Annotated in this window: 19 protein-coding genes; 15 read left to right on the top strand and 4 right to left on the bottom strand. The window is 72.9% G+C overall.

What is annotated here, in order from left to right; genetic code table 11:
• From F593_RS0109605 to leuB, 6 genes are all read left to right on the top strand, one after another.
• A complete protein-coding gene (locus F593_RS0109605; RefSeq protein WP_022928538.1) occupies window positions 1-648 on the top strand; it encodes a hypothetical protein in 648 nt (215 codons plus the stop codon).
• A gap of 142 nt (window positions 649-790) precedes the next feature.
• On the top strand, window positions 791-1411 hold the full coding sequence (locus F593_RS0109610) for a helix-turn-helix domain-containing protein (RefSeq protein ID WP_022928539.1): 621 nt from the start codon (window positions 791-793) through the stop codon (window positions 1409-1411).
• Window positions 1412-1465: 54 nt separating this feature from the next.
• Window positions 1466-2893, top strand: a complete 1428-nt coding sequence (gene leuC / locus F593_RS0109615) for a 3-isopropylmalate dehydratase large subunit (protein ID WP_022928540.1) — start codon at window positions 1466-1468, stop codon at window positions 2891-2893.
• A 36-nt stretch (window positions 2894-2929) separates the two neighbouring features.
• On the top strand, window positions 2930-3535 hold the full coding sequence (gene leuD, locus F593_RS0109620) for a 3-isopropylmalate dehydratase small subunit (protein WP_022928541.1): 606 nt from the start codon (window positions 2930-2932) through the stop codon (window positions 3533-3535).
• A gap of 8 nt (window positions 3536-3543) precedes the next feature.
• Window positions 3544-4380 carry a class I SAM-dependent methyltransferase gene (locus F593_RS0109625; protein ID WP_022928542.1) on the top strand — a complete coding sequence of 279 codons (837 nt, stop codon included), beginning with the start codon at window positions 3544-3546 and terminating at the stop codon, window positions 4378-4380.
• A gap of 41 nt (window positions 4381-4421) precedes the next feature.
• Entirely contained in the window at window positions 4422-5462 is a 1041-nt protein-coding gene (gene leuB, locus F593_RS0109630) for a 3-isopropylmalate dehydrogenase (protein WP_022928543.1), read from the top strand.
• Between the two features lie 56 nt (window positions 5463-5518).
• Here leuB and F593_RS0109635 read toward each other — a convergent pair whose 3' ends face one another.
• Both F593_RS0109635 and F593_RS0109640 read right to left on the bottom strand, forming a co-directional pair.
• A complete protein-coding gene (locus F593_RS0109635) occupies window positions 5519-5932 on the bottom strand; it encodes a VOC family protein (RefSeq protein WP_022928544.1) in 414 nt (137 codons plus the stop codon).
• Window positions 5929-6750 (bottom strand): MerR family transcriptional regulator, encoded by an 822-nt coding sequence (locus F593_RS0109640; RefSeq protein WP_051160480.1) that lies wholly within the window; start codon window positions 6748-6750, stop codon window positions 5929-5931. Before F593_RS0109640 ends, F593_RS0109635 begins: the two co-directional genes overlap by 4 nt.
• 154 nt (window positions 6751-6904) lie before the next feature.
• Here F593_RS0109640 and F593_RS0109645 point away from each other — a divergent pair, with 154 nt between their 5' ends.
• The gene (locus tag F593_RS0109645; protein WP_022928546.1) at window positions 6905-7279 is read left to right on the top strand and encodes a VOC family protein; all 375 of its coding nucleotides are present in this window, start codon (window positions 6905-6907) and stop codon (window positions 7277-7279) included.
• Between the two features lie 102 nt (window positions 7280-7381).
• On the opposite strand, the gene F593_RS0109650 is transcribed toward F593_RS0109645, so the two are convergent.
• Together F593_RS0109650 and F593_RS0109655 are read right to left on the bottom strand one after the other, a co-directional pair.
• Window positions 7382-8167, bottom strand: a complete 786-nt coding sequence (locus F593_RS0109650) for an SGNH/GDSL hydrolase family protein (RefSeq protein WP_169449179.1) — start codon at window positions 8165-8167, stop codon at window positions 7382-7384.
• Entirely contained in the window at window positions 8164-9396 is a 1233-nt protein-coding gene (locus F593_RS0109655) for a 4-alpha-glucanotransferase (protein ID WP_028721572.1), read from the bottom strand. The genes F593_RS0109650 and F593_RS0109655 overlap by 4 nt, the downstream gene beginning before the upstream one ends.
• Window positions 9397-9443: 47 nt before the next feature.
• Between F593_RS0109655 and F593_RS0109660 the strand changes: the two genes are divergently transcribed.
• From F593_RS0109660 to F593_RS30335, 8 genes are read left to right on the top strand one after another with little or no spacing between them, the layout of a single operon-like run.
• Complete coding sequence (locus F593_RS0109660; RefSeq protein ID WP_022928548.1) at window positions 9444-11375, top strand: alpha-1,4-glucan--maltose-1-phosphate maltosyltransferase; 1932 nt, start codon at window positions 9444-9446, stop codon at window positions 11373-11375.
• A gap of 5 nt (window positions 11376-11380) precedes the next feature.
• Window positions 11381-13192 carry a maltose alpha-D-glucosyltransferase gene (treS, locus tag F593_RS23930; protein ID WP_022928549.1) on the top strand — a complete coding sequence of 604 codons (1812 nt, stop codon included), beginning with the start codon at window positions 11381-11383 and terminating at the stop codon, window positions 13190-13192.
• Window positions 13182-14585 (top strand): maltokinase N-terminal cap-like domain-containing protein, encoded by a 1404-nt coding sequence (locus F593_RS23935; RefSeq protein ID WP_022928550.1) that lies wholly within the window; start codon window positions 13182-13184, stop codon window positions 14583-14585. The genes treS and F593_RS23935 overlap by 11 nt, the downstream gene beginning before the upstream one ends.
• Complete coding sequence (gene glgB / locus F593_RS23940) at window positions 14582-16981, top strand: 1,4-alpha-glucan branching protein GlgB (RefSeq protein ID WP_022928551.1); 2400 nt, start codon at window positions 14582-14584, stop codon at window positions 16979-16981. The genes F593_RS23935 and glgB overlap by 4 nt, the downstream gene beginning before the upstream one ends.
• Window positions 16978-18723: a malto-oligosyltrehalose trehalohydrolase gene (gene treZ, locus F593_RS23945; protein ID WP_022928552.1), complete on the top strand. Its 1746-nt coding sequence runs from the start codon at window positions 16978-16980 to the stop codon at window positions 18721-18723. The genes glgB and treZ overlap by 4 nt, the downstream gene beginning before the upstream one ends.
• Complete coding sequence (glgX, locus tag F593_RS0109685) at window positions 18720-20855, top strand: glycogen debranching protein GlgX (RefSeq protein WP_022928553.1); 2136 nt, start codon at window positions 18720-18722, stop codon at window positions 20853-20855. The genes treZ and glgX overlap by 4 nt, the downstream gene beginning before the upstream one ends.
• Window positions 20852-22915, top strand: coding sequence for a malto-oligosyltrehalose synthase (gene treY, locus F593_RS23950; RefSeq protein ID WP_022928554.1), 2064 nt, complete (start codon window positions 20852-20854; stop codon window positions 22913-22915). The genes glgX and treY overlap by 4 nt, the downstream gene beginning before the upstream one ends.
• Complete coding sequence (locus F593_RS30335; protein WP_022928555.1) at window positions 22912-24195, top strand: glycosyltransferase family 4 protein; 1284 nt, start codon at window positions 22912-22914, stop codon at window positions 24193-24195. Before treY ends, F593_RS30335 begins: the two co-directional genes overlap by 4 nt.

The raw sequence follows: 24195 nt of genomic DNA on the forward strand, positions 1-24195 counted from the left end.
GTGGCCGGCCGTCGTGGCCTGACGGCCGGCCCCGCGCCGGCGCTCGTCCTCCTCGCGCTCGCCGGGCTGACCGGCTGCGGCGGGGGCGGGGACGCGGCCACGACGCTCACGGCCCCCGAGGAGATCGCGCCGCCGACCACGACGGTCGTCGAGCGGCCGGACGAGCCCGGGGCGCTGGCCCCGGGCGAGGCGAAGGGGGCCGGCGGGGTCGTGACCCTGTGCGGCGCCGACGGGGACGTCGCGGCGGCTGCGCCGGCGATCGCGCGCTTCAACGTGGAGCGCCCGCGCCTGCAGGCCTCGACCCTCGGCTTCCCGGCGGGCCGGGGACGCACGCTGCGCGAGCTGCAGGCCCGGATCGCGGCGGCGTCGGAGGAGTGCGACGTCGTGGTGGTCCCGGAGGCCGACGTGCCGGCGCTCGCGGCGGAGGGCGGCCTCTACGACCTCCAGCCCTACGCGGAGGAGCGGGGGGAGACCGAGGCGCTCGACGCGGTGCGCTCGGGCGTCGACGTCTTCGCCGTCCGCGCCGCCTTCGGCCCGCGCCCGCGCCCGGTGCTCGGCGTGGCGGCACCCGCGGGCAACACGGGTGGGGCGCTCGCGCTGCTCGACGCGCTCAGCGGGGGCCGCACGGTCCCGCCCGAGAAGCCCTGAGCGGCGCGACCGCCGTTGGTGGCGGGGGCGGGGTGCCCGTTCGGCCCTCTGGCGCCCACCGCAGCGGCGGGAGCCCGACACCCGTCCACCGCCCCGCCGTCCGTCGTACCGCACGCTTGTACGTGATACCGTACGGAGCCAGATGGCCGCGACGGTGACACCCGAGGGGACGCAGATCCCGCCGAGCGAGGACGAGCGGATCCGCATCGGACCGCGCGTCCGGGCTCTGCGGGACAACATGGGCCTCTCGCTGCGCGACCTCGCCGAGCGCTGCGGCGTCTCCGCCACGACGCTGAGCCAGGTCGAGCGGGGGGAGACCTCGCCGACGTTGCAAGTGGCCGCGCGGATCGCCCAGGGCCTGGACCTGCGGCTGAGCCAGCTCCTGCGCCTGGACGAGGGTGGATCCGTCACCGTCGTGCGTCGGGACGAGCGTCGCAGCGGCGGCTCGCCCGAGCGCGGCCACCTCGTCGAGATCCTCACCCCGCCGCTCCCGGGCCAGCGCAGCGAGCTGACCCGGCACGAGCTCGATGCGGGCGCCCGCACGGGCAACCCGGGGGACCCGCCGATGCACGAGCCGGGCACCCGCGAGATCGCGCTCGTCGAGCGTGGGCGCATCGTCCTCTGCTGCGACGGCGTCGACCACCCGCTCGAGCAGGGCGACTGCGTCACGTTCGACGCGGACCTGCCACACCACTTCGAGAACCCCGGCCCCGAGCCGGCGGTCATGCTCGCCGTCGTCAACGCCGGCCTGCGCCGCTCCTGAGCCCCCGCCGCACCAGCCTGCACCCGCACACCCCGAAGAAGCCACGAGAACGCCATGCCGAAGACGCTGTTCGACAAGATCTGGGAGAGCCACGAGGTGGCCGACAACCTGATCTACATCGACCTCCACATGGTCCACGAGGTCACGAGCCCGCAGGCCTTCGACGGCCTCCGCCTCGCCGGCCGCCCGGTCCGTCGACCCGACAAGACGCTCGCGACGGCCGACCACAACGTGCCGACCGACGGCACGCCGGTCGCCTCGCGGATCAAGGACGCGCTCTCGCGCACCCAGGTCGAGACGCTCGAGAGGAACTGCGCCGAGTTCGGCGTCCCCGTCTTCTCGCTGGGCTCCGACCGCCAGGGCATCGTTCACGTCGTCGGTCCCGAGCAGGGCCTGACCCAGCCGGGCATGACGATCGTCTGCGGCGACTCCCACACCGCCACCCACGGCGCGTTCGGCTCGCTCGCCTTCGGCATCGGCACCTCCGAGGTCGAGCACGTGCTGGCCACGCAGTGCCTCGTGCAGAAGAAGCCGAAGTCCATGCGGATCAACTTCGTCGGCGACCTGCCCTTCGGTGTCACGGCGAAGGACATGATCCTCGGCGCGATCGGCCAGATGGGCGTCGACGGCGCCGTCGGCCACGCCGTCGAGTTCGCGGGTCCCGCGATCGAGGCGCTCTCGATGGAGGGCCGCATGACGATCTGCAACATGACCATCGAGGGTGGCGGGCGCGCGGGCATGATCGCCCCGGACCAGACCACGTTCGACTACGTGCAGGGCAAGCCCGCCGCGCCGACCGGCGAGGCGTGGGACGCGGCCGTGGCCGCTTGGAGCGAGCTCTACACGGACGAGGGGGCGACCTTCGACCGCGAGATCGACGTCGACGTCACCACGCTCTCCCCGCGCGTGACCTGGGGCACGACCCCGGACATGGTCGTCGGCGTGGACGGCGCCGTCCCGACGGTCGACGCCGCCGAGGACGAGGCCCAGCGCGGCCAGTTCCAGCGCGCCCTGGAGTACATGGGCCTGGAGGGCGGCGAGCGGATCGAGGACATCAAGATCGACCGCGTCTTCCTCGGCTCCTGCACGAACGGCCGCCTGGCCGACCTGCAGGCCGCGGCCGACGTCATCCAGGGCCGCAAGGTCGCCGACGACGTCTACGCGATGGTCGTCCCGGGCTCCGTGCAGGTGAAGATCGAGGCCGAGAAGCTCGGGCTCGACAAGGTCTTCACGCAGGCGGGCTTCGACTGGCGCGGCGCGGGCTGCTCCATGTGCCTGGGCATGAACCCCGACGTCCTGCAGCCCGGCGAGCGCTGCGCGTCGACCTCCAACCGCAACTTCCAGGGCCGTCAGGGCAAGGGTGGGCGCACGCACCTCGTCTCGCCGCAGATGGCCGCCGCCGCGGCGATCGCCGGCCACTTCGTGGACATCCGCGAGTGGTCCGCCGCCGACGTCCCGTCCCCCGAGCCGGCCGCCGTCTAGGCGCGCGCCGAGACCACGAGAGCTAGAGACCAGACCATGGATCCCGTGAACATCGTCGAGGGCCGCGTCTCCGACCTGCCCCGCGACGACGTCGACACCGACCAGATCATCCCGGCGCGCTTCATGAAGCGCGTGGAGCGGACCGGCTTCGGCGAGTACCTCTTCCACGACGCGAAGCAGGCGCCGGACTGGAACGTCGAGATCGGCAACCCGATCCTCACCGCCGGCGCGAACTTCGGCTCGGGCTCGAGCCGCGAGCACGCCCCCTGGGCGCTGGAGGACGCCGGCTTCCGCTGCATCATCGCGACCTCGCTGGCCGACATCTTCTACTCGAACTCCACGAAGATCGGCCTGCTGCCGGTGGAGCTGCCGGAGGACCAGGTCCGCAAGATCGCGGCGGCCGGCGAGGCGAAGGTCGACCTCGAGGCGCAGACCGTCACGGCCGGCGGCGACGTCTTCCCGTTCGAGATCAACCCGGACACGAAGTACCGCCTGCTCAACGGCCTGGACGACATCGGCCTGACGCTGCGCCAGGTCGAGATGGTCGCGCAGTTCGAGGAGCGCCAGGACGCCGCCGGCGTGCGGAAGCCGAGCTCGCTCGACCTCCCGCCGGAGCCGATCGCGACGACCCCCGTCGGCTGAGGCCGCCCGTGTCCGCCCCCGAGAACGCCGACGGCCCGCGGGACTGGGAGGCGAGCACGTACGACCGCGTCGCCGTCCCGCACCAGGCCTGGGGCGCCGACGTCGTCGGCCGCCTCGAGCTGCACGGCCACGAGTCGGTGCTCGACGCCGGCTGCGGGACGGGGCGCGTCACCGCGACCCTCGTGCCGCTCGTGCCGCGCGGGCGGGTCATCGGCGTCGACGGCTCGCCGTCGATGATCGCGCAGGCCCGCAACGTGCTGCCCCCGGGCGTCGACCTGCAGGTCCAGGACCTGACCGAGCTCGTCCTCGCCGCGCCGGTCGACGCGATCGTCTCGACGGCCACGTTCCACTGGATCGCCGACCACGAGCGGCTCTTCCGCCGGCTCGCCACGGCGCTGAAGCCCGGCGGGCAGCTGCAGGCGCAGTGCGGCGGCGCGGGCAACATCGCCTCCGTGGTGGCCGCGATCGCCCGCCTGCGCTCCCGCGCCCCGTGGGACGACGCGTTCGTCGGCTTCGAGGACGACTGGAACTTCGCCGGCCCGGAGGAGACGACGCGGCGCCTGCAGGACGCCGGCTTCGTCGACGTCTCCTGCTGGCTCGAGCCGCGCCCGGTGCGCCTGGAGGACCCGCACGCGTTCCTGCGCACCGTTGTCCTGGGCAGCTACCTGGAGCGGCTCCCGGAGGAGGCGCACGACGAGTTCGTCGAGGACGTGCGCCGCGAGCTCGACGGCCCGGACGGCGTCGTGCTCGACTACGTCCGCCTGAACATGAGCGCCCGGCGGGCCGACGACCGTCCGCCGGCCGAGACTCCCGAGTCGATCGCCGCCCGCCTGCGCGGCGGCTGACCGGCGCCGTCCCGCCCGTACCACCCGACACCGAGGACCCCATGCCCCACGCCATCGTCACGCTGCCCGGAGACGGGATCGGCCCGGAGATCACCGCCCCGACGCTCGAGATCCTGAACGAGCTCGGCGATTTCACGTTCGAGGAGCACCCCTTCGGCGGCGCCTCCATCGACGCGCACGGCACCGCGCTGACCGACGAGACCCTCGCGGCGTGCAAGGGCGCCGACGCCGTGCTGCTCGCGGCGGTCGGCGGCCCCAAGTGGGACACGACGGACCCCGCGAAGCCCCGCCCGGAGCAGGGCCTGCTCGGCCTGCGCAAGGAGCTGGGCCTGTTCTCCAACCTGCGCCCGGTCCGCCCGCTGCCGGCGCTCTACGACGCCTCGCCGCTCAAGCGCGAGGTCCTCGACGGCACCGACCTGCTCGTCGTCCGCGAGCTCACGGGCGGCATCTACTTCGGGAAGAAGACGCGCACCGAGACCGACGCGTCGGACCTCTGCCACTACACCGTCGCCGAGGTCGAGCGGATCGCGCGCTCCGCGTTCGAGACGGCCCGCAAGCGTCGCAACCACGTGACCTCCGTCGACAAGGCCAACGTCATGGAGACCTCGCGCCAGTGGCGGCAGGTCGTCCACCGCGTGCACGAGGAGGAGTACTCCGACGTCGGCCTGAGCGACCAGCTCGTCGACTCCTGCGCGATGGAGCTCATCGCCCGCCCGACGCAGTTCGACGTGATCGTCACGGAGAACCTGTTCGGCGACATCCTCTCGGACGCCGCCGCGATGCTCTCCGGCTCGCTCGGCATGCTGCCCTCGGCCTCCGTCGGCAACCCGGACGGCCCGGGCCTCTTCGAGCCCGTGCACGGCTCGGCCCCCGACATCGCCGGCCAGGGCGTCGCCAACCCCCTGGCGATGTTCCTCTCCGCGGCGATGATGCTCCGCCACGGCCTGGGCCTCGAGTCCGAGGCCACGGCGCTGGAGTCCGCCGTCGACGGCGCCCTGGGCGACGGCCTGCGCACGCGCGACCTGGGCGGGACGGCCACGACGGCCGACGCGCTGGCGGCCGTGCGCGGCCGCCTGGCGTAGGGCGCGGGGGCGCGACTCCCGAGGACGCGCCTCGGGAGTCCGCGTGGGGACGGGCCTCAGGAGGCGTAGAGCGCCGCGTACTCCGCCCCGGCGGGGATCACCGTCACGACGTCGACGAGCACGCCGGCGGGGTCCTCCGTCACGAAGTGACGCTGGCCCCAGGCCTCGTCGCGGAGCGGGACGTGCATCGGCAACCCGTCCGCGGCGGCGCGGGCGTGCACGGCGTCGGTGTCCTGGACCTCGACGGTGACGAGCACGCCCGCGGCCTGGGCGCGGAACGCGGCCGGCACGCTCGGATGGGCGCCGTCGACGAACGCGAGCTGCACGGCCGGCGCGCCGGGGGCGGCCAGGCTGACGTACCAGTCGGCGGCGAAGGTGGTCTCGAGTCCGAGCAGGCGGCCGTAGAACGCGGCGTCGCGGGCGACGTCGTCGGTCATCAGGACGGGGTAGAGGGCGCTGGGGGTGGTCATGGTGTCGGGTCTCCGGGGTGGGGCAACGGGATCGTCAGCTCCGTGCGCAGCGACGGGCCGGGGACGACCGCGGGGTCGTCCACGTACCGCTCGCGCACGGGACCGGCCACGGCGTGGCCGCGCTCGCGGACCCACGCCAGCAGCGGGAAGTACGCAAGGGGGAGCTCCTCGTGGGGGCCGCGGTGCAGGACCCGCGCCACCGGGCCCGCCGGGAGCAGCACCCGCTCGAGGTCCGGGGCGTCCCCGGCGGCCGGCGGCGGCGCGCCCGGCGGGCGCTCGGCCCCCACGGCGAACCCGATCGGGCCGTCGAGGTCGAGCGGATACAGCCCGACGATGGCGGCGTCGGGGGCCGCCGCCCAGGGCACGGCGTCCGTCAGGCGCGCGACGAGCGCGGCCGCGTCGGTGTGGAGCCGCTCGGCCGTGCTCGTCGCCCGGAGCGCGAGCAGGGCGCAGGGCTCGGCGTGGGCCTGGTCGACGGCGTGGGGCATGAGGTCGCGGTCCGCGCGGATGCGGCGGAGCGCGGACAGGGCCCGCTCGCCCGCCGCGAGCTCCCGACGCATGCGGGACCGCTCCGCCTCGAGCAGGCGCTCGGCGTCGTCGTCACCCGCGACGAGCAGGTCCCGGATCGTCGCGAGCGGGACGTCGAGGCTGCGCAGCAGCCCGATCGTCACGGCGGTCCGCGCCTGCGCCGGGTGGTAGCGGCGGTAGCCCGTCCGCTCGTCGGTCGCGGCCGGCGCCAGGAGGCCCAGGGCGTCGTAGCTCCGCAGCTGCTTGGCGCTCAGGCGCGTGAACCTCGCGAACTCGCCGACGGTCATCATCGCCACGATCATCACCCCTCCCCCGAGGGGAAGGTCAAGCGGGGCGCGCGTCCCCGCGGTCGGGCGCCTCCCGGCCGGGCCCCATGCGGACCGTCGGTGTCCTCGATCGGTGGGAGGGTCGGGCCTCCGCACACCCGATCACCGGAGTCCCACCATGTCCTCTGCCACCGTCCTCGGCCTCGACTTCGTCGGCGTCCCCAGCCGCGACCCCGAGCGCTCCCGCGCCTTCTACGTCGACACGCTCGGGCTGCGCCCCGACGAGCACGCCCGCTTCGAGTTCTGGGTGGGGGAGACCTGCTTCGGCATCTGGAACCCCGAGGAGATGGGCGGCGGCCCGTTCCAGCCGCAGAAGAACGCCCACCTGGCCCTGCAGGTGGAGGACGTCGACGCCGCCCGGACCGAGCTGGAGGCCAAGGGCGTCGAGTTCCTCGGCGACCCGTTCGACACCGGTGTCTGCCGCATGGCGATCTTCCAGGACCCCGACGGCAACGACCTCATGCTCCACCACCGCCACAAGCCGCAGGGCTGAGCCGGCGGTTTCGGCGCACGGCGGCCGATGCGGGCGGATGGGCGGCCCGCCCGGCCCGCCCGCCGCGCCCGGACCGCCCGGCCCGCCCGCCGGGCCCGGCCCTCAGCCCCGCAGCCGCCGCCCGGCCGCCTCGACCCCGCGACGACCCACGTCGCGTACGAGGCCCCGGGCCCAGCGCCGCTCGCTCGCGAACTTCGCCCGCAGCGAGTCGTAGGGGTCCGCGGCCGTCCACGGGTCCTCCCGGGGGGTCAGGCCGTCCGCCGCGAGCACGCGGACGGCGCGCGCCGCCATCTCGACCTGCCCGAGCGCGGTGGGGTGGACGACGTCGGGCAGCACGAGTCGGCGGCCGCCCAGGTCGTCCAGCTCGACGAGCAGCGCGCCGCGGGCGTCGGCGAGCTCGCGGACCACCGCCGAGGCCTCGGTGGCCTTCCGTCCCGAGCTCGGCCGGCCGAGGTCGGCCGGCAGCGTGCAGACCACGACGCGGGCGGCATGGTCGCCGGCCCGCACGAGCAGCTCGTCCAGCGTGGCGCGGTAGGCGCCCTCGTCCCACGGGTCCGAGCGGACGTCGTTCACGCCCGCGTAGACGCAGGCGACGTCGTAGGCGCCGCGCATCCGCGGGGCCAGGTCGCGCAGGATCTCGGGCGCGGTGGCGCCGTTGCGGGCCAGCTTGTGGAACGGCAGGTCCAGCGCCTCGGCCGTCCACTGCGCCCACGACTGCATCACGACGCCCTGCAGCGGCTCGCCCTCGCCGACCGTGATGGAGTCGCCGAGCGCCACGAGCCCGCGCAGGATCGGCGGGGTCGCCGGGCCGTCGGGGTCGACCGTGTCGTCCGGACCGACCGGCGGGACGTCGGGCACGTCGCCCGGCACCCCGGAGAAGGGGCTCAACGCCCGGCCTCGCGGGTCATGACCCGCAGCCGCTCGGCGTGCTCGTCCGTGAGCTGGCCGGGCTCCAGCTGAAACCGCCACGAGCTGCCCGACTCGCCGGGGACGTTCATCCGCGACTCGCTCCCCAGTCCGAGCAGGTCCTGCACCTGGACCATGCAGAGCGCCGCGGGGGAGCTCTGCGCGAGGTGCACGAGCGACCACCACGGCTCGTCCTCGTCCGCGCCGGCGGTCTCGATCGCGGCCTGCGCGTTGATCCGGTGCGACTGCGGGATCGAGTCCCACCAGCCGCGCAGCGTGTCGTTGTCGTGCGTGCCGGTGTAGAGCACCTGGTGCTCGTGGTGGTTCTTCGGCCAGTGCGGGCCGTCCGGGTCGTTCGGATCGAACGCGAACTGCAGCACGACCATCCCGGGCAGCTCGAGCCCGTCGCGCAGCCGCTCGACCGCGGGGGTGATGACCCCGAGGTCCTCCGCGATCAGGGGCAGACCGCCGGCCTCGTAGCCCAGGTCGCGCGCCGCGGCGTCGAAGACGGCCTTGCCCGGACCGCGGGCCCACGTGCCGTGGGACGCGTCGGGCGCGTCCTCCGGGACGGCCCAGTAGGACACGAAGCCGCGGAAGTGGTCGATCCGCGCGAGGTCGAAGAGGTCGAAGGTGCGGCCGAAGCGCTCCGTCCACCAGCGGTAGCGTCGGCGCCGCACGGCGGGCCAGTCGTAGACCGGGTTGGCCCAGAGCTGCCCCTTCTCTGAGTAGGCGTCCGGCGGGGCTCCCGAGACGACGCCCTCGCGGAAGAGCTCGGGGTGGGCCCGGTGGTCGGCGCCGTCCGGGGCCACGTAGATCGGGACGTCGCCGATGAGCTGGACGCCGCGTTCCTGCGCGTAGGCGCGCAGGGCGCTCCACTCGCGGTCGAACCGGACCTGGTCGGCCACGGCGCCCGCTCCGGCGTAGGCCTCCCAGTCCGCGACCCAGAAGCCGTGGCGCTCGCGGAACGCGGCCTCCTCCTCGGGCGTCACCTCGGCGTCGGGCTCCGCGAGGAACCCGTTCCAGGCGGCGAAGGCGGAGGCGGACTTGTACGGCGAGCGGTACTCGTCGGGGGGACCGAGCGGCAGCGTCTGCCACCACGACTGGCCCGCGGCCTGCAGCCAGTCGACGAAGGAGTACGCCTCCGGGCCGAGCCGCCCGCCGGGGAGCGAGGTGAGGTGCAGCTGTACGCCGCTGGATCGGGGGATTCGCATGTCGTTGACGTTTCGGGGTGCTGCGTCGTGGATAGTGGACCGCACACGTGCCCAGCACCACATCTTCGCAATCCCCACCGTCCCGCATCCGCATCGAGCGGCCCGGCCCCGTCGTGGACGGCGGGCGCTACCCCATCAAACGCACCGCCGGCGACGTCGTCCACGTCGGCGCCGACGTCTTCCGCGACGGCCACGACACCCTGAGGGCCGTCGCCCGCTACCGCCCCGAGGGCGACCGCCGGTGGCGCGAGGTGCCCATGCTCCCGGTCGACGCCCACGAGGACGGCGTCCGGTGGGAGGGCACCTTCGGCCTCGACGACACCCTCGGGATGTGGGAGTGGCAGGTCCTCGCCTGGGTCGACCGCTTCGCCACCTGGCGCCACGAGATCGACCGCAAGCACGCGGCGGGCCAGGAGGACCTCTCGGGCGAGCTCTCCGAGGGCGTGCTCGTCCTGCGCGACGCCGCGAAGAACGCGAAGGGCGAGGCCCGCCGCCGCATCGAGGAGGCCGCGGACGCGCTCGAGCGGCCCGACGCGAGCGTGACCGTCGCGCTGGACCCGGACCTGGCCGCCGTCCTGACGGACCACCCCGACCGCGCGGAGCAGGCCGTCGGCGACGTGCTCCGGATCCAGGTCGACCCCGTCCTGGCGCGCTTCGGCTCTTGGTACGAGCTGTTCCCGCGCTCGTTCGGCGGCCTGAAGGGCACGAAGGACCAGGTCCCGAAGCTCGCCGAGCTCGGGTTCGACGTCCTCTACGTGCCGCCGATCCACCCCATCGGCCTCAAGAACCGCAAGGGCCGCAACAACACGCTCGTCGCGGGCCCGGACGACCCCGGCAGCCCGTACGCGATCGGCTCGGAGGACGGGGGGCACACGGCCGTGCACCCCGAGCTCGGCACGATCGAGGACGTCGACGCGCTCGTCGCGGAGCTCGACCGGTACGGGATGAAGTTCGCGCTGGACTTCGCGATCCAGTGCTCGGCGGACCACCCGTGGCTCACGGAGCACCCCGAGTGGTTCAACCGCCGCCCGGACGGCACCCTGAAGTACGCGGAGAACCCGCCCAAGAAGTACCAGGACATCTACAACGTCGACTTCGCCTGCGAGGACTGGCAGGGGCTCTGGCAGGCGCTCCTCGACGTCGTCCGCTTCTGGGTCGACCACGGGGTCCGCGTCTTCCGCGTCGACAACCCGCACACGAAGCCGCTCCCCTTCTGGGAGTGGATGATCGGCGAGATCCGCAAGACGGATCCCGACGTGATCTTCCTCGCCGAGGCGTTCACCCGCCGCCGCGTGATGCAGGCGCTCGCGAAGGTCGGCTTCCAGCAGTCCTACACGTACTTCACGTGGAAGAACTCGTCCTGGGACCTCAAGGAGTACTTCTCGGAGCTCGCGCACTCGGGCGAGGAGGAGTACTTCCGCCCCAACGCGTTCGTCAACACGCCGGACATCCTCCCCGAGTACCTGCAGGTGGGCGGACCGAACGCGTTTCCGGTCCGCGCGATCCTCGCCGCCACGCTCTCGCCGAGCTGGGGCGTCTACTCCGGGTTCGAGAACTTCGAGCACACGGCGGTCAAGCCGCACAGTGAGGAGTACCTCGACTCGGAGAAGTACGAGGCGCACGACCGGCGGCTCGACGGCCCCCTGCTGCCGCTCATCGGCACGCTGAACCGCGCGCGACGTGACAACGTCGCGCTGCAGCACCTCGGGGACCTCCGGTTCCTCGAGACCCACAACGAGGCGCTGATCGCGTACGCCAAGCGGCGTGGCGACAACGTCGTCATCACGGTGGTCAACATCGACTTCGAACACGCCCAGGAGGGTCTCGTGGAGATCCCGAACGACCTCGGATTCCCCGAGTCCTTCACCGTCACCGACCTGTTGAGCGTGGAGCGCTTCGACTGGCACCACGGAGGGAACTACGTCCGGCTCGTGCCGGGCGAACGCGCCGGCCACGTCCTGCGGGTGGACACCCGATGAGCCCGATGAGCGATCTGCCCACGCCGGGCAGCGGCCAGGCCACGGGTCTGCCGGGCACGAAGGCCTCCGACACGACCTCGCTGCCGACCCCCGGCTCGGCCGGCGCGGTCGTGGAGCACGCGCCGTACCACCCGACCCAGTGGTTCGAGAGCGATCCGCTCTGGTTCAAGACCGCGGTCTTCTACGAGATCCACCTGCGCGGCTTCTTCGACGGCAACAACGACGGCTCGGGCGACATCCGCGGTCTGACGGAGAAGCTCGACTACCTGCAGTGGCTCGGGGTCGACTGCATCTGGCTGCTGCCGATGTACGCCTCCCCGCTGAAGGACGGCGGCTACGACATCGCCGACTTCTACGAGGTCCACCCGGACTACGGCACGATCGAGGACATCCGGTCCCTGATCGAGGCGGCGCACGAGCGCGGCATCCGGATCATCGCCGACCTCGTGATGAACCACACCTCGAGCGACCACGAGTGGTTCCAGAAGGCGCGCAACGCCCCGAAGGGGTCGCCGGAGCGCGACTGGTACGTCTGGTCCGACACGGACGAGCTGTACCAGGAGGCCCGGATCATCTTCATCGACACCGAGCCGTCGAACTGGACGTGGGACCCGGTCGCGGGCCAGTACTACTGGCACCGCTTCTTCGCCCACCAGCCGGACCTCAACTACGACAACCCGGCCGTGCAGGAGGCGATGCTCGAGGCGCTGCGCTTCTGGCTCGACCTCGGCCTGGACGGGTTCCGGCTCGACGCCGTGCCGTACCTCTTCGAGCGCCCGGGCACCAACGGCGAGAACCTCCCCGAGACCCACGAGTTCCTCAAGCGGGTCCGGCGCGAGGTGGACGAGGGCTACCAGGACCGCGTCCTGCTGGCCGAGGCCAACCAGTGGCCGGCCGACGTCGTGGAGTACTTCGGCGACGGCGACGAGTGCCACATGGCGTTCCACTTCCCCGTCATGCCGCGCATGTTCATGTCGGTGCGGCGCGAGGACGCGACGCCCATGTACGAGATCCTCGAGCAGACGCCGGACATCCCGGAGAACTGCCAGTGGGGCATCTTCCTCCGCAACCACGACGAGCTGACGCTCGAGATGGTCACGGACGAGGAGCGCGACTACATGTACGGGGAGTACGCGAAGGACCCGCGTATGAAGCTCAACGTCGGCATCCGCCGGCGCCTCGCCCCGCTCCTGGACAACGGCCGGGACGAGATCGAGCTGATGAACGCGATCATGTTCTCGCTCCCCGGCTCGCCGGTCCTCTACTACGGCGATGAGATCGGGATGGGCGACAACGTCTACCTGGGCGACCGCGACGGCGTGCGCACGCCGATGCAGTGGACGGGCGACCGCAACGGCGGGTTCTCCAAGGCCGACTTCGCGCAGCTCTACGCGCCGCCGCTGATGGACCCGGTCTACAGCTACCAGGCCGTCAACGTCGAGGCCCAGCTGCGGACCCCGACCTCGCTGCTGCGGTGGATGAAGCGGTTCATCCAGCTGCGCAAGGAGCACCCGGTGTTCGGCGTCGGCACGTACGAGCCGCTCTCGCCGTCCAACTCGAAGGTGTTCGCGCACATCCGCCGCTACGAGGACGACATCGTCGTCTGCGTGCACAACATGGCCCGCAGCGCACAGGCGGTCGAGCTCGACCTCTCCGCCTTCCAGGGACGGTGCCCGGAGGAGATGTTCGGGCGCACCCTGTTCCCGCGCATCGGCGAGCTGCCGTACCTGCTGACCCTCGCGCCCCGGGGGTTCTTCTGGTTCCTCCTGCGCGACACGGAGTCCGTCGACACCCTGGAGGCCACCGATGACGCCTGATCTGACCCGCCTGGACGAGGCGCTGCTCGAGGAGTGGCTGCCCGGTCGCCGCTGGTTCGGCGCGAAGTCGCGCGAGCTCTCGCACGTGCACGTCGTCGACGTCGTGACGCTGCGCGAGGACGAGCGGCTCGGCCTCGCCGTGGCGATCGTCGAGGCCCGCTTCCCCGGCGGCACGCACGACCTCTACCAGCTGCCCCTGGCCATCCGGCCGGCGGCCGAGGGCTGGGACACCGAGGTCCTGCAGGAGATCGACGGCGCGACGGTGTACGACGCGCTCGCCGACCCGGAGTCCGCGGCGCTGATCGCGGGGATGCTCCGCGACCAGGTCGTCGCGGGCGAGGATCCGAGGATCGAGTTCCACTGGGTCGAGGGCGTCGAGCCCCCGGCCGCCCAGCCGACCGCGCGGCCGATGGGGGCGGAGCAGTCCAACTCCTCCATCGTCATCGACGACGCGTACGTGCTGAAGACGTTCCGCCGCCTCGAGCCGGGCGAGAACCCCGAGCTCGAGATGACGCGCTTCCTCTCCGAGCGCGCGTTCCCGCACATCGCGGAGCTCGGTGGCTGGTACGACTACACGGGGGAGGTCATGGAGGGCACGCTCGGCGTGGTCCAGCGCTTCGTGCCCGGCGGCCGCGACGGCTGGGAGATGGTGCTCGACCAGCTCTCCGAGGACCCCGAGGGCCTGCTCCCGCAGCTCGCCGCGCTCGGCGTGGTCGTCGCCCGCCTGCACAACGCGCTGGCGTCCGACGCGAACGACCCGGCCTTCGCGCCGGAGGAGCCGACGGACGAGGCCCTGGCGATCATGACCGCCACGATCGACGAGCAGATCGAGCGCCTGTTCCTCGACCTGCCCGAGGGCGACGAGCGCCTCGCCAAGATCGCCGGCCGCGGCGAGGAGGCCCGGGACCGCCTGCGCCTCGTGTCCCACATCGGCGGCGCCGGGCGGCTCATCCGCCACCACGGCGACTTCCACCTGGGCCAGACGCTGCGCGTCGCCGACGGCGACGCCGGCCCCTCCTGGATCATCCTCGACTTCGAGGGTGAGCCCGCCCGGGCGCTCCTGGACCGCCGTCGCAAGCGCTCGCCGCTGCGCGACGTGGCGGGCCTCCTGCGCTCCCTGGCCTACGCGGTCTCCGCCGCCCGCCTGCAGCGCGGCGTCGAGGCGCCCGCCGACTGGGAGGAGCGGGCCCGTACCGCCTTCCTCGACGACTACCTCGCCGAGATCGAGCCGTCCCTGATGCCGCCCACGGCGTCGGGCACGAAGACGCTGCTCTCGATCCTCGAGCTCGAGAAGGCCGTCTACGAGCTGCGCTACGAGCTCGACCACCGCCCGGACTGGGTGCCGATCCCCGCGGCTGCCATCGCCCGCCTGCTCGAGGAGCCGATCGCATGAGCCCCAAGGACCGCAAGCCGAAGCGCGCGCCGAAGACCGACGGCAGCGGGGCCGCGGCCGCCGAGGCCGTCGACACCGCCGTCGCCACGCCGGAGGACCCCGCGTCCCTGGCCCAGCTCGCCGCACCGACCCCCACGCCGCCCGCGCCCGCGACGGTCGACCCCGCCGTCTACGAGCGCGACGTCCAGGCGCTCGTGCACCGCGACCTCGCGGACCCGCACCGCCTGCTCGGCGCGCACCCCGTGGAGGGCGGCGTGGTCGTCCGGGCCTGGCGGCCCGACGCCGCCGGCGTGACCGTCCACCCCGAGCGGGGCGACGCCGTCACCGCGCGCCTCGTGCACGACGCGGGTCTCTTCGAGGCCACGCTCCCCGGCGCCGAGCTGCCCCTGCGATACGGCCTCGCCGTGGACTACGGCGAGCACGGCAGCTTCCCGGTCCAGGACCCGTACCGCCACAGCCCGACGGTCGGCGAGCTCGACCTGCACCTCATGGGAGAGGGCCGCCACGAGGCGCTGTGGGAGAAGCTCGGCGCGCACGTGACCGAGCTCGACGGCGAGCGCGGCACGGCCTTCGCCGTGTGGGCGCCCAACGCGCGGTCCGTGTCCGTCGTCGGCGAGTTCGACGGCTGGGACGGCCGCCTGCACCCCATGCGGTCCCTCGGGCCGTCCGGCGTGTGGGAGCTCTTCGTCCCCGGCGTCGGCGACGGCGTCCCGTACAAGTACGAGATCCGCACCGCCGACGGCACCCTCGTGCTGCACGCCGACCCGTTCGCGTTCCAGACGCAGATCCCGCCGGAGACGGACTCCGTCGTCCACGAGTCCCGCCACGAGTGGCAAGACGACGCCTGGATGGAGCAGCGGGACAAGACGGACCACCTCGCCGCGCCGATGTCGGCCTACGAGGTGCACCTGCCCTCGTGGCGCCGCGGTGCCGGCGACGAGCTCCTGAGCTACGCCGACCTCGCCGACCAGCTCGCGGAGTACTGCGTCGAGATGGGCTTCACGCACGTCGAGCTGCTGCCCGTGATGGGCCACCCGTTCCCGGGCTCCTGGGGCTACCAGGTGACCTCGTACTTCGCCCCGACTCCGCGGCACGGCTCGCCGGACGACTTCCGCGCGTTCGTCGACCGCATGCACGAGCGCGGCATCGGCGTGCTGCTCGACTGGGTCCCCGCGCACTTCCCGCGCGACGCCTGGGCACTGGCGCAGTTCGACGGCACGGCGCTCTACGAGCACGCCGATCCCCGCCGCGGGTCGCACCCCGACTGGGGCACGCTGATCTTCAACTTCGGGCGCAACGAGGTCCGGAACTTCCTGCTCGCCTCGGCCCTCTTCTGGGTCAAGGAGTTCCACGTCGACGGCCTGCGGGTCGACGCCGTGGCGTCCATGCTCTACCTCGACTACTCCCGCAAGGAGGGCGAGTGGGTCCCGAACGTCCACGGAGGGCGCGAGGACCTCGAGGCGGTCGAGTTCCTCAAGGAGATGAACGAGGTCGTCTACGCCCGCGAGCCGGGGACGATCACCGCGGCCGAGGAGTCGACCTCCTGGCCCGGCGTCTCCCGCCCGACGTACCTGGGCGGCCTGGGCTTCGGGTTCAAGTGGAACATGGGCTGGATGCACGACACGCTGGAGTACTTCCAGCAGGACCCGGTCAACCGGCGCTACCACCACCACGGGCTCACGTTCAGCCTGCACTACGCGTTCTCCGAGAACTTCGTGCTGCCGCTGAGCCACGACGAGGTCGTGCACGGCAAGGGCTCCCTGCTCACGAAGATGCCGGGCGACCCGTGGCAGAAGCTCGCCAACCTCCGCGCGCTCTACGGCTACATGTGGGCGCACCCGGGCAAGAACCTGCTCTTCATGGGCCAGGAGTTCGCCCAGGAGCGCGAGTGGAGCCACGAGCGCTCGCTCGACTGGCACCTCCTCGACGAGCGCCACGACCCCTCGACGCCGCCGACGCACTCGGGCGTCCAGGCCGTCGTGCGCGACCTCAACCACGTGATGCGCGAGCACCCCGCGCTGTGGGAGCGCGACGTCGACCCGGCCGGCTTCTGGTGGCTCGAGCCCAACGACGCGGAGCGCAACATCGTCGCGTTCGCCCGCGGAGCGGCGTTCGACCCGGACGATCCCAAGACGCTCGAGGACCGTGACCTCGTCGTCTGCGTGGCGAACCTGTCCCCGGTCCCGCGCGAGGGCTACCGCGTGGGCCTGCCCCGCGGTGGTGCGTGGCGTGAGGCACTGAACACGGACGCCGCCGAGTACGGCGGTTCCGGAATGGGCAACGGTGGCCGCGTGATCCCCGACGACACCCCCTGGCACGGGCAGCCGTGCTCCGCCGCGTTGACCCTGCCGCCCCTCGGCGTCCTCTGGCTGGTGCCGGAGACCCCCGCCCCGTGAGCGGCTACGTGTGGGAGCGCCGCCACGGCGCCACCCCGCTCGGCGACGGGCTGACCGAGTTCCGCGTCTGGGCGCCACGGGCCGAGCGCGTCGAGCTGCAGGTCGACGGCCGCACCGAGGCGCTCGAGGCCGAGGGCTTCGGGTTCCACACCGCCACGGTCGACGCGCCGCACGGGACGGACTACCGGTTCGTCCTGGAGGGCACGGCGCACGCGGACCCGTCGTCGCGCTGGCAGCCCGAGGGCATCCGCGGACCGTCGCGCGTGGTCGACCCGAACCTCTTCCGCTGGACGGACGAGAGCTGGGCCGGGATCGAGCGCCAGGGCATGGTGCTCTACGAGCTGCACGTCGGCACGTTCACCGCCGAGGGCACCTTCGACGCGGCGATCGAGCACCTGGCCGGCCTGGCCGAGATCGGCGTCACGGCCGTCGAGGTGATGCCGGTCGCCGAGTTCCCGGGCAGCCGGGGCTGGGGCTACGACGGCGTCTTCCTCTCGGCCACGCAGTCGAGCTACGGCGGGCCCGAGGCGTTCGCCCGGTTCGTCGACGCGGCCCACGCGGCCGGCCTCGGCGTCGTGCTCGACGTGGTCTACAACCACCTCGGCGCGTCGGGGGTGCAGAGCATCGAGGCCTACGGCCCGTACCTCACGGACAAGCACGAGACGTTCTGGGGCAAGGCCGTCAACTACGACGACGCCGACTGCGATCCGGTCCGCGAGTGGGTGCTGCAGAGCGCCGAGGGCTGGATCCGCGACTTCCACCTCGACGGCCTGCGCCTCGACGCGATCCACGCGATCTCGGACGACTCCGCGCGGCCGATCGTGGCCGAGGTCGCCGCCCGGGCCCACGCCGCCGGCCGCACGCCGCAGGCCCCCTTCGTGGTCGCGGAGAGCGGCCTGAACGATCCCAAGGTGATCCGGCCGCGGGAGCAGGGCGGCCTCGGCTGCGACGCCGTGTGGGCCGACGACTTCCACCACGCCGTGCGCGTGCTGCTGACGGGCGAGAAGGAGGGCTACTACGAGGAGTTCGGCGCGCTGGCCGACCTCGCGAAGGCCTTCCGCCGCCCGGTGCTGCCCGACGGCACGTACTCCACGCTGCGTCGCAAGCGCTTCGGCGCGCCGCACGACGACCGCCCGGTCGAGCAGTTCGTCGTCTTCGACATGAACCACGACCAGGTCGGCAACCGCGCCGTGGGCGACCGCCTCCCGCGTGAGATCCGCCCGCTCGCCGCGTTCGTGACGTTGCTCTCGCCGTTCGTGCCGATGCTGTTCCAGGGGGAGGAGTACGGCGAGGACGCCCCGTTCCTCTTCTTCACGGACCACATCGACGAGGAGATCGCCACGGCGACGCGAGAAGGGCGCCGCCGCGAGTTCGCCTCCTTCGCCGCGTTCGCCGGCGAGGAGGTCCCCGATCCCCAGGCCGAGGAGACGTTCGTGCGGTCCAAGCTCACCCGGCAGGAGGACCCCGAGCTCGCCAAGCTCTACCGCGACCTCCTGCGTGTCCGCCGCGATCTGCCGGCGGGCGACGTCGACGCCGCGGAGTACGACGACGAGGCGGGGCTCCTGCGCGTGCAGCGTGGCACCTACACGCTCGTCGCCAACTTCGGCACGGCTCCCGCCACGGTCGCGGGGGAGGGCAGTTCCGTCGTCCTGCACACGCCCGGAGGGGTCTCGCCCGCGGGCGACGACGGCCCCGAGGGCGCGCTGCTTCTGGCCGCCCACGCCGGGATACTGCTCGGATGAGCGTCACCGTCTGGCCCGGCCGACCCTTCCCACTTGGTGCGATGTGGGACGGGCAGGGCGTCAACTTCTCGCTGTACTCGCTGAACGCCGATCGCGTCGAGCTCTGCCTCTTCGACGACGACGACAACGAGACCCGCGTCCCCGTCGAGCAGCGCACCGCCCACCAGTGGCACTGCTACCTGCCCGACGCTCGGCCGGGCACCCGCTACGGCTACCGCGTCTACGGCCCGTACGACCCCGAGAACGGCCAGCGGTTCAACCCCGCCAAGCTGCTCATCGACCCGTACGCCAAGGCGATCGACGGCAGCGTCCAGTGGGACGCCGCCAACACGCTGCCCTACGTCCCCGGGGGCCCGGACACGACGGACGACGCCGACCTCGAGATCGACGACGAGGACTCGGCCCCGGCCATCCCGAAGTCCGTCGTGGTGGACGAGGCGTTCGACTGGGAGGGCGACCGCCGTCCCGAGCGTCCGTGGAACGAGACCGTCATCTACGAGACCCACGTCAAGGGCTTCACGATGACCCACCCCGAGGTCCGCGAGGACCTGCGGGGCACGTACGCGGGCCTCGCGTCCGACGCGGCTCTGGGCTACCTCAAGGACCTCGGCGTCACCGCGGTCGAGCTGCTCCCCGTGCACCACATCGCCGACGAGTCGTTCCTCCACGACATGGGGCTGTCGAACTACTGGGGCTACGCCTCGATCGGCTACCTGGCCCCGCACTCGGGCTACTCCGCCAGTGGCACCCGCGGCCAGCAGGTCACGGAGTTCAAGGGCATGGTCAAGGCCCTGCACAAGGCGGGTATCGAGGTCATCCTCGACGTGGTCTACAACCACACGGCCGAGGGCAACCACCTCGGGCCGATGCTCTCCATGAAGGGCGTCGACAACAAGACGTACTACCGCCTCGTCCCGGACGACCTGCACCACTACATGGACTACACGGGCACGGGCAACACGCTCGACGCCCGGCAGCCCGCCGTGCTGCGGATGATCATGGACTCGCTGCGGTACTTCGTCATCGAGTGCCACGTCGACGGCTTCCGCTTCGACCTCGCGTCGGCCCTGGCCCGCGAGCTCTACGACGTCGACCGCCTCTCGGCGTTCTTCGACACGATCCACCAGGACCCGGTCCTCTCACAGGTCAAGCTCATCGCCGAGCCGTGGGACGTCGGTCCCGGTGGCTACCAGGTGGGCAACTTCCCGGTGCTGTGGAGCGAGTGGAACGGCATCTACCGCGACGCCATCCGCGACTTCTGGCGCGGCGAGGCCGGCGCGGCCGCGTTCGCCGAGCGCTTCTCGGGCTCCGCCGACCTCTACGAGAACGACGGCCGCGATCCCTTCGCGTCCATCAACTTCGTCACGGCGCACGACGGCTTCACGATGCGCGATCTCGTCACCTACAACGAGAAGCACAACGAGGCCAACCTCGAGGACAACAACGACGGGACGGACGACAACCGCTCCTGGAACTGCGGCGTCGAGGGCGAGACGGACGACCCGGAGATCAACAAGCTCCGCCGGCGCCAGCAGCGCAACATGCTGACGACGCTCCTGCTCTCCCAGGGCACCCCGATGCTCCTGGGCGGCGACGAGATCGGCCGCACGCAGCACGGCTCCAACAACGCGTGGTGCCAGGACAACGAGATCTCCTGGTACTCGTGGTCCGAGGAGGAGGACCAGCCGGAGCAGCTGGCCTTCACCCGTCGGCTGATCCAGCTGCGCAAGGATCACCCGGTCTTCCGCCGCCAGGAGTTCCTCCGCGGCCGCGACCCCGAGGGCGACACGCTGCCGGACGTCTGGTGGTTCCGGCCCGACGGCCACCGCATGACGAAGCGCGAGTGGGACGACGCCGACTGCCACCTGCTCGGCGTGTTCCTCAACGGCGAGGCGATCGCCGACCGCACCCTGAAGGGCGAGCCGCTGCAGGACGACTCGTTCGTGCTGCTGGTCAACGCCCACCACGAGGACGCCACGTTCGTGCTGCCCAACGCCACCTACGGCGAGGCCTGGACGCACGAGCTGTGCACGTTCGATCCGGCGATCGAGCCGGGAGAGGGCCGCTTCGAGGCCCGCTCCGAGGTCGTCGTCCCCTGTCGTTCCATCAAGGTCCTCAAGCGCACCCCATGAGCATCCCCCGGGCCACCTACCGCCTCCAGCTCACGCCCGACCTCGACTTCACGGCGGTGTCGGACCTCGTCCCGTACCTCCGCGACCTCGGGATCTCGCACCTCTACCTGTCGCCGTCGCTGACGGCCCGCTCGGGCTCGACGCACGGTTACGACGTCGTCGACCCGACAACGGTCTCCGAGGCGCTCGGCGGCGAGGAGGGGCTGCGCGAGCTGGCGCGTCAGGGGCTCGGGATCGTGCTGGACATCGTCCCCAACCACATGGGGACGGGCGACGAGAACCGCTGGTGGTCCGACGAGGACGAGCGCGTGCGCGTCTTCGACTACGACCCGGAGGACGGCTGGTACCGCCGCTTCTTCGACATCGACGACCTCGCCGGCGTGCGGGTGGAGGACCCCGAGGTCTTCGAGCTCACGCACCGCAAGGTCCTCGACCTCGTGAAGGACGGCGTGGTCGACGGCCTGCGGATCGACCACCCCGACGGCCTCGCCGACCCGGCCGGCTACCTGCGCCGGCTGCGCGACGAGGGCGTAGAGCACGTCTGGGTCGAGAAGATCCTGAGCGCGCAGCACCCCGTCGAGGAGCTGCCCGAGTGGCCCGTGGAGGGCACCGTCGGCTACGAGTTCCTCGGCGACGCCACGGCGCTGTTCGTCGACCCGGCGGGGGAGGGCGTCCTCACGGACCTCGCCGCCGACATCACGGGCGAGGCCCGGCCGTTTCCCGAGGTGGCCCTCGAGACCCAGATCGAGCAGGCCACGACGACCTTCGCCCGCGAGGTCGCCCGGCTGCGCACGCTGCTCGACGTGCCCGGCATCGCCGACGCACTCGCGACGCTGCCCGTCTACCGCACCTACGTCGAGCCGGCGGCGGGTCCGGACGCCGTCTCCGCCGCCGACCGCGCCGTGATCGCGGCGTCCGGCGCCCCCGAGGCGCTCCAGCGCGCGCTGCTGCTCCAGGACGGCGGGCACGAGGACTTCGTCGTCAAGTTCCAGCAGACATCGCCGCCCGTCACCGCGAAGGGCGTCGAGGACACCGCGTTCTACCGCTACGTCCGGCTGCTGGCGCTGAACGAGGTCGGCCACGAACCGGACCGCTTCTCGCTCTCCGTCGTCGACTTCCACGACCGCAACCTGCAGCGCGCCGAGCGCACGCCGCACGGCCTGCTCGCGACGCAGACCCACGACACGAAGCGCTCCGGTGACGCCCGCGCCCGCATCGGGGCGCTGGCCTCGATCGCCGACGAGTGGCGCGAGCGCGTGCTGCGCTGGCGCGAGTTGAACGGCGAGCTGCGCCCGGACGGCATCCCGGACGGCACGGAGGAGCTCACGATCTACCAGACGCTCGTCGGCGTCTGGCCGATCGACCGGGAGCGCCTGGAGCAGTTCCTCGAGAAGGCGATGCGCGAGGCCAAGCGCAACACCACGTGGGCGGACCCCGACGAGGCCCACGAGTCGCGCGTGAAGGCGTTTGCCACCGCGCTGCTCACGCACCGCCCCTTCCTCGACGACTTCGAGCCGTTCGTGGCCCGGGTGACCGCGGAGGGGCGCCGCTCGGCGCTGGCCCAGACGCTCCTCAAGCTCACCGTCCCCGGCGTCCCGGACATCTACAACGGCGACGAGCTCGAGTCGCTCAGCCTCGTCGACCCGGACAACCGTCGGCCGGTCGACTGGGCCCGTCGAGCCGAGCTGCTGACGACCGTCCGCGGGGCCGACGCCACCGGACTCGACGCCTTCGACGACGCCGACACCCGCAAGCTCGCGCTCATCGCGCGCACGCTGGACCTCCGGACCCGGCGCGAGGAGGCCTTCGCCACCGGCGAGTACCGCCCGCTGGACGCCGGCGACGGCGTCTGCGCGTTCACCCGCGGCGACGACGTGCTCGTGGTGGTCGGCGTGCGGGACTGGGCCGACGCCCGGATCGACGCGCCGGCCGGGCTCTCCGGCACGTGGCGCAGCGTGTTGGGCGCGGCCGATGTCCGGCTCGACGGCTCGGTCGCGGTCGCCGACGTCGTGGACGGGTCCGGCATCGCGCTGCTCGAGCGGGTCGCCGACGCCCGGTGACGGCACCGAGCGTTCTCACGCTCTCCTGGGAGTACCCACCGGTCGTCGAGGGCGGTCTGGCCCGGCACGTCGCCGGGCTCTCGGCCGGCCTCGTCCGCCGCGGTGCCGGCGTGCACGTCCTCACGCGGGGCGTGGACGCCGAGCCCCCGACGCCGGCCGCCGACGGCGTGGTCGTCCAGCGGGTGGCGCGGCCCGCGCCGCCCGCGGGGCTCGACGCGTTCCTCGCCTGGGTCGACGCGCTCGGCGACGAGCTGCTCGAAGCGGGGCTCGTCGCGGCGCGCACCCGGCGCCCCGACGTCGTGCACGGCCACGACTGGCTCGTGGCCCGGCCGGCGGCCGCGCTCGCGGACGCCCTCGGCGTCCCGTTCGTCACGACGGTCCACGCCACGGAGCACGGCCGGCACCGCGGGTGGGTGCAGAAGCACCCGCAGTCGCACGTCCACGCCGAGGAGCAGGCGATGATGGACCGCGCGGACGCGGTGCTCGTCTGCTCCGCGTTCATGCGCCGGCACGTCCTCGACGTGTTCGGCGCGGCCCCGGACGACGTGCTCGTGGTCCGCAACGGCATCGACCCGGTGCCGCCGGTGGACGAGGATCGCGTGCGCGCCCTGCGCGACCGCCTGGCGCCCGGGGGCGAGACGCTCGTCCTGCTCGCGGGACGGCTGGTCTACGAGAAGGGGTTCCAGGTCGCGCTCGAGGCGTTCGCGCGCGTCCGTGCGGCCACCGCGCCCGCCGCGCCGCCGGCGCGGATGGTCGTGGCCGGCTCCGGACCCCACGGGGACGAGCTGCGCGCACAGACGACCCGCCTGGGGCTCGACGACGACGTCACCTTCCTGGGCTGGAGCGACGACGGCACGCTGCCGGCGCTCTACCGGGCGGCGGACGTCTGCCTGGTGCCGTCCCTGTACGAGCCCTTCGGCCTCGTCGCACTCGAGGCGATGCGGGGCGGCTGCGCGGTCGTGGCCGGCGCGACCGGCGGCCTGCGTGAGGTCGTGGTCGACGGCACCGGCATCCGCGTCCCGCCCGACGACGCCCGCGCCCTGGCCGCGGCCCTGCGCCGGCTGCTCGACGAGCCGCGTCTGCGCGACCGGCTCGTGACCGCCGGCGCCCGCCATGCGGCGCGGTTCTCGTGGGACGAGGCCGCCGAGCAGGCGCTGGCGGCCTACACCCGCCTCGGGGTCCTGCCGCGCACGGCGGCAGGCCCGGAGACGGCCCGTCCGGAGTCCGGCGTCGGCGCCGGCGTCGCGGACGCCCTGGTCGACGTCCCCGTCCTGCGCTAG

The sequence above is a fragment of the Patulibacter americanus DSM 16676 genome, assembly GCF_000420025.1.
Taxonomy (GTDB): Bacteria; Actinomycetota; Thermoleophilia; order Solirubrobacterales; family Solirubrobacteraceae; genus Patulibacter; species Patulibacter americanus.

Bases quoted from the DNA above. Each gene is read 5' to 3' on its own strand.
- leuC (WP_022928540.1), top strand. From the start codon at position 1,466: ATGCCGAAGACGCTGTTCGACAAGATCTGGGAGAGCCACGAGGTGGCC.
- glgX (WP_022928553.1), top strand. From the start codon at position 18,720: ATGAGCGTCACCGTCTGGCCCGGCCGACCCTTCCCACTTGGTGCGATG.
- F593_RS0109635 (WP_022928544.1), bottom strand. From the start codon at position 5,932: ATGACCACCCCCAGCGCCCTCTACCCCGTCCTGATGACCGACGACGTC.
- leuB (WP_022928543.1), top strand. From the start codon at position 4,422: ATGCCCCACGCCATCGTCACGCTGCCCGGAGACGGGATCGGCCCGGAG.
- F593_RS0109655 (WP_028721572.1), bottom strand. From the start codon at position 9,396: ATGCGAATCCCCCGATCCAGCGGCGTACAGCTGCACCTCACCTCGCTC.
- treS (WP_022928549.1), top strand. From the start codon at position 11,381: ATGAGCGATCTGCCCACGCCGGGCAGCGGCCAGGCCACGGGTCTGCCG.
- F593_RS0109645 (WP_022928546.1), top strand. From the start codon at position 6,905: ATGTCCTCTGCCACCGTCCTCGGCCTCGACTTCGTCGGCGTCCCCAGC.
- F593_RS23935 (WP_022928550.1), top strand. From the start codon at position 13,182: ATGACGCCTGATCTGACCCGCCTGGACGAGGCGCTGCTCGAGGAGTGG.
- glgB (WP_022928551.1), top strand. From the start codon at position 14,582: ATGAGCCCCAAGGACCGCAAGCCGAAGCGCGCGCCGAAGACCGACGGC.
- F593_RS0109610 (WP_022928539.1), top strand. From the start codon at position 791: ATGGCCGCGACGGTGACACCCGAGGGGACGCAGATCCCGCCGAGCGAG.
- leuD (WP_022928541.1), top strand. From the start codon at position 2,930: ATGGATCCCGTGAACATCGTCGAGGGCCGCGTCTCCGACCTGCCCCGC.
- treY (WP_022928554.1), top strand. From the start codon at position 20,852: ATGAGCATCCCCCGGGCCACCTACCGCCTCCAGCTCACGCCCGACCTC.
- F593_RS0109640 (WP_051160480.1), bottom strand. From the start codon at position 6,750: ATGATGACCGTCGGCGAGTTCGCGAGGTTCACGCGCCTGAGCGCCAAG.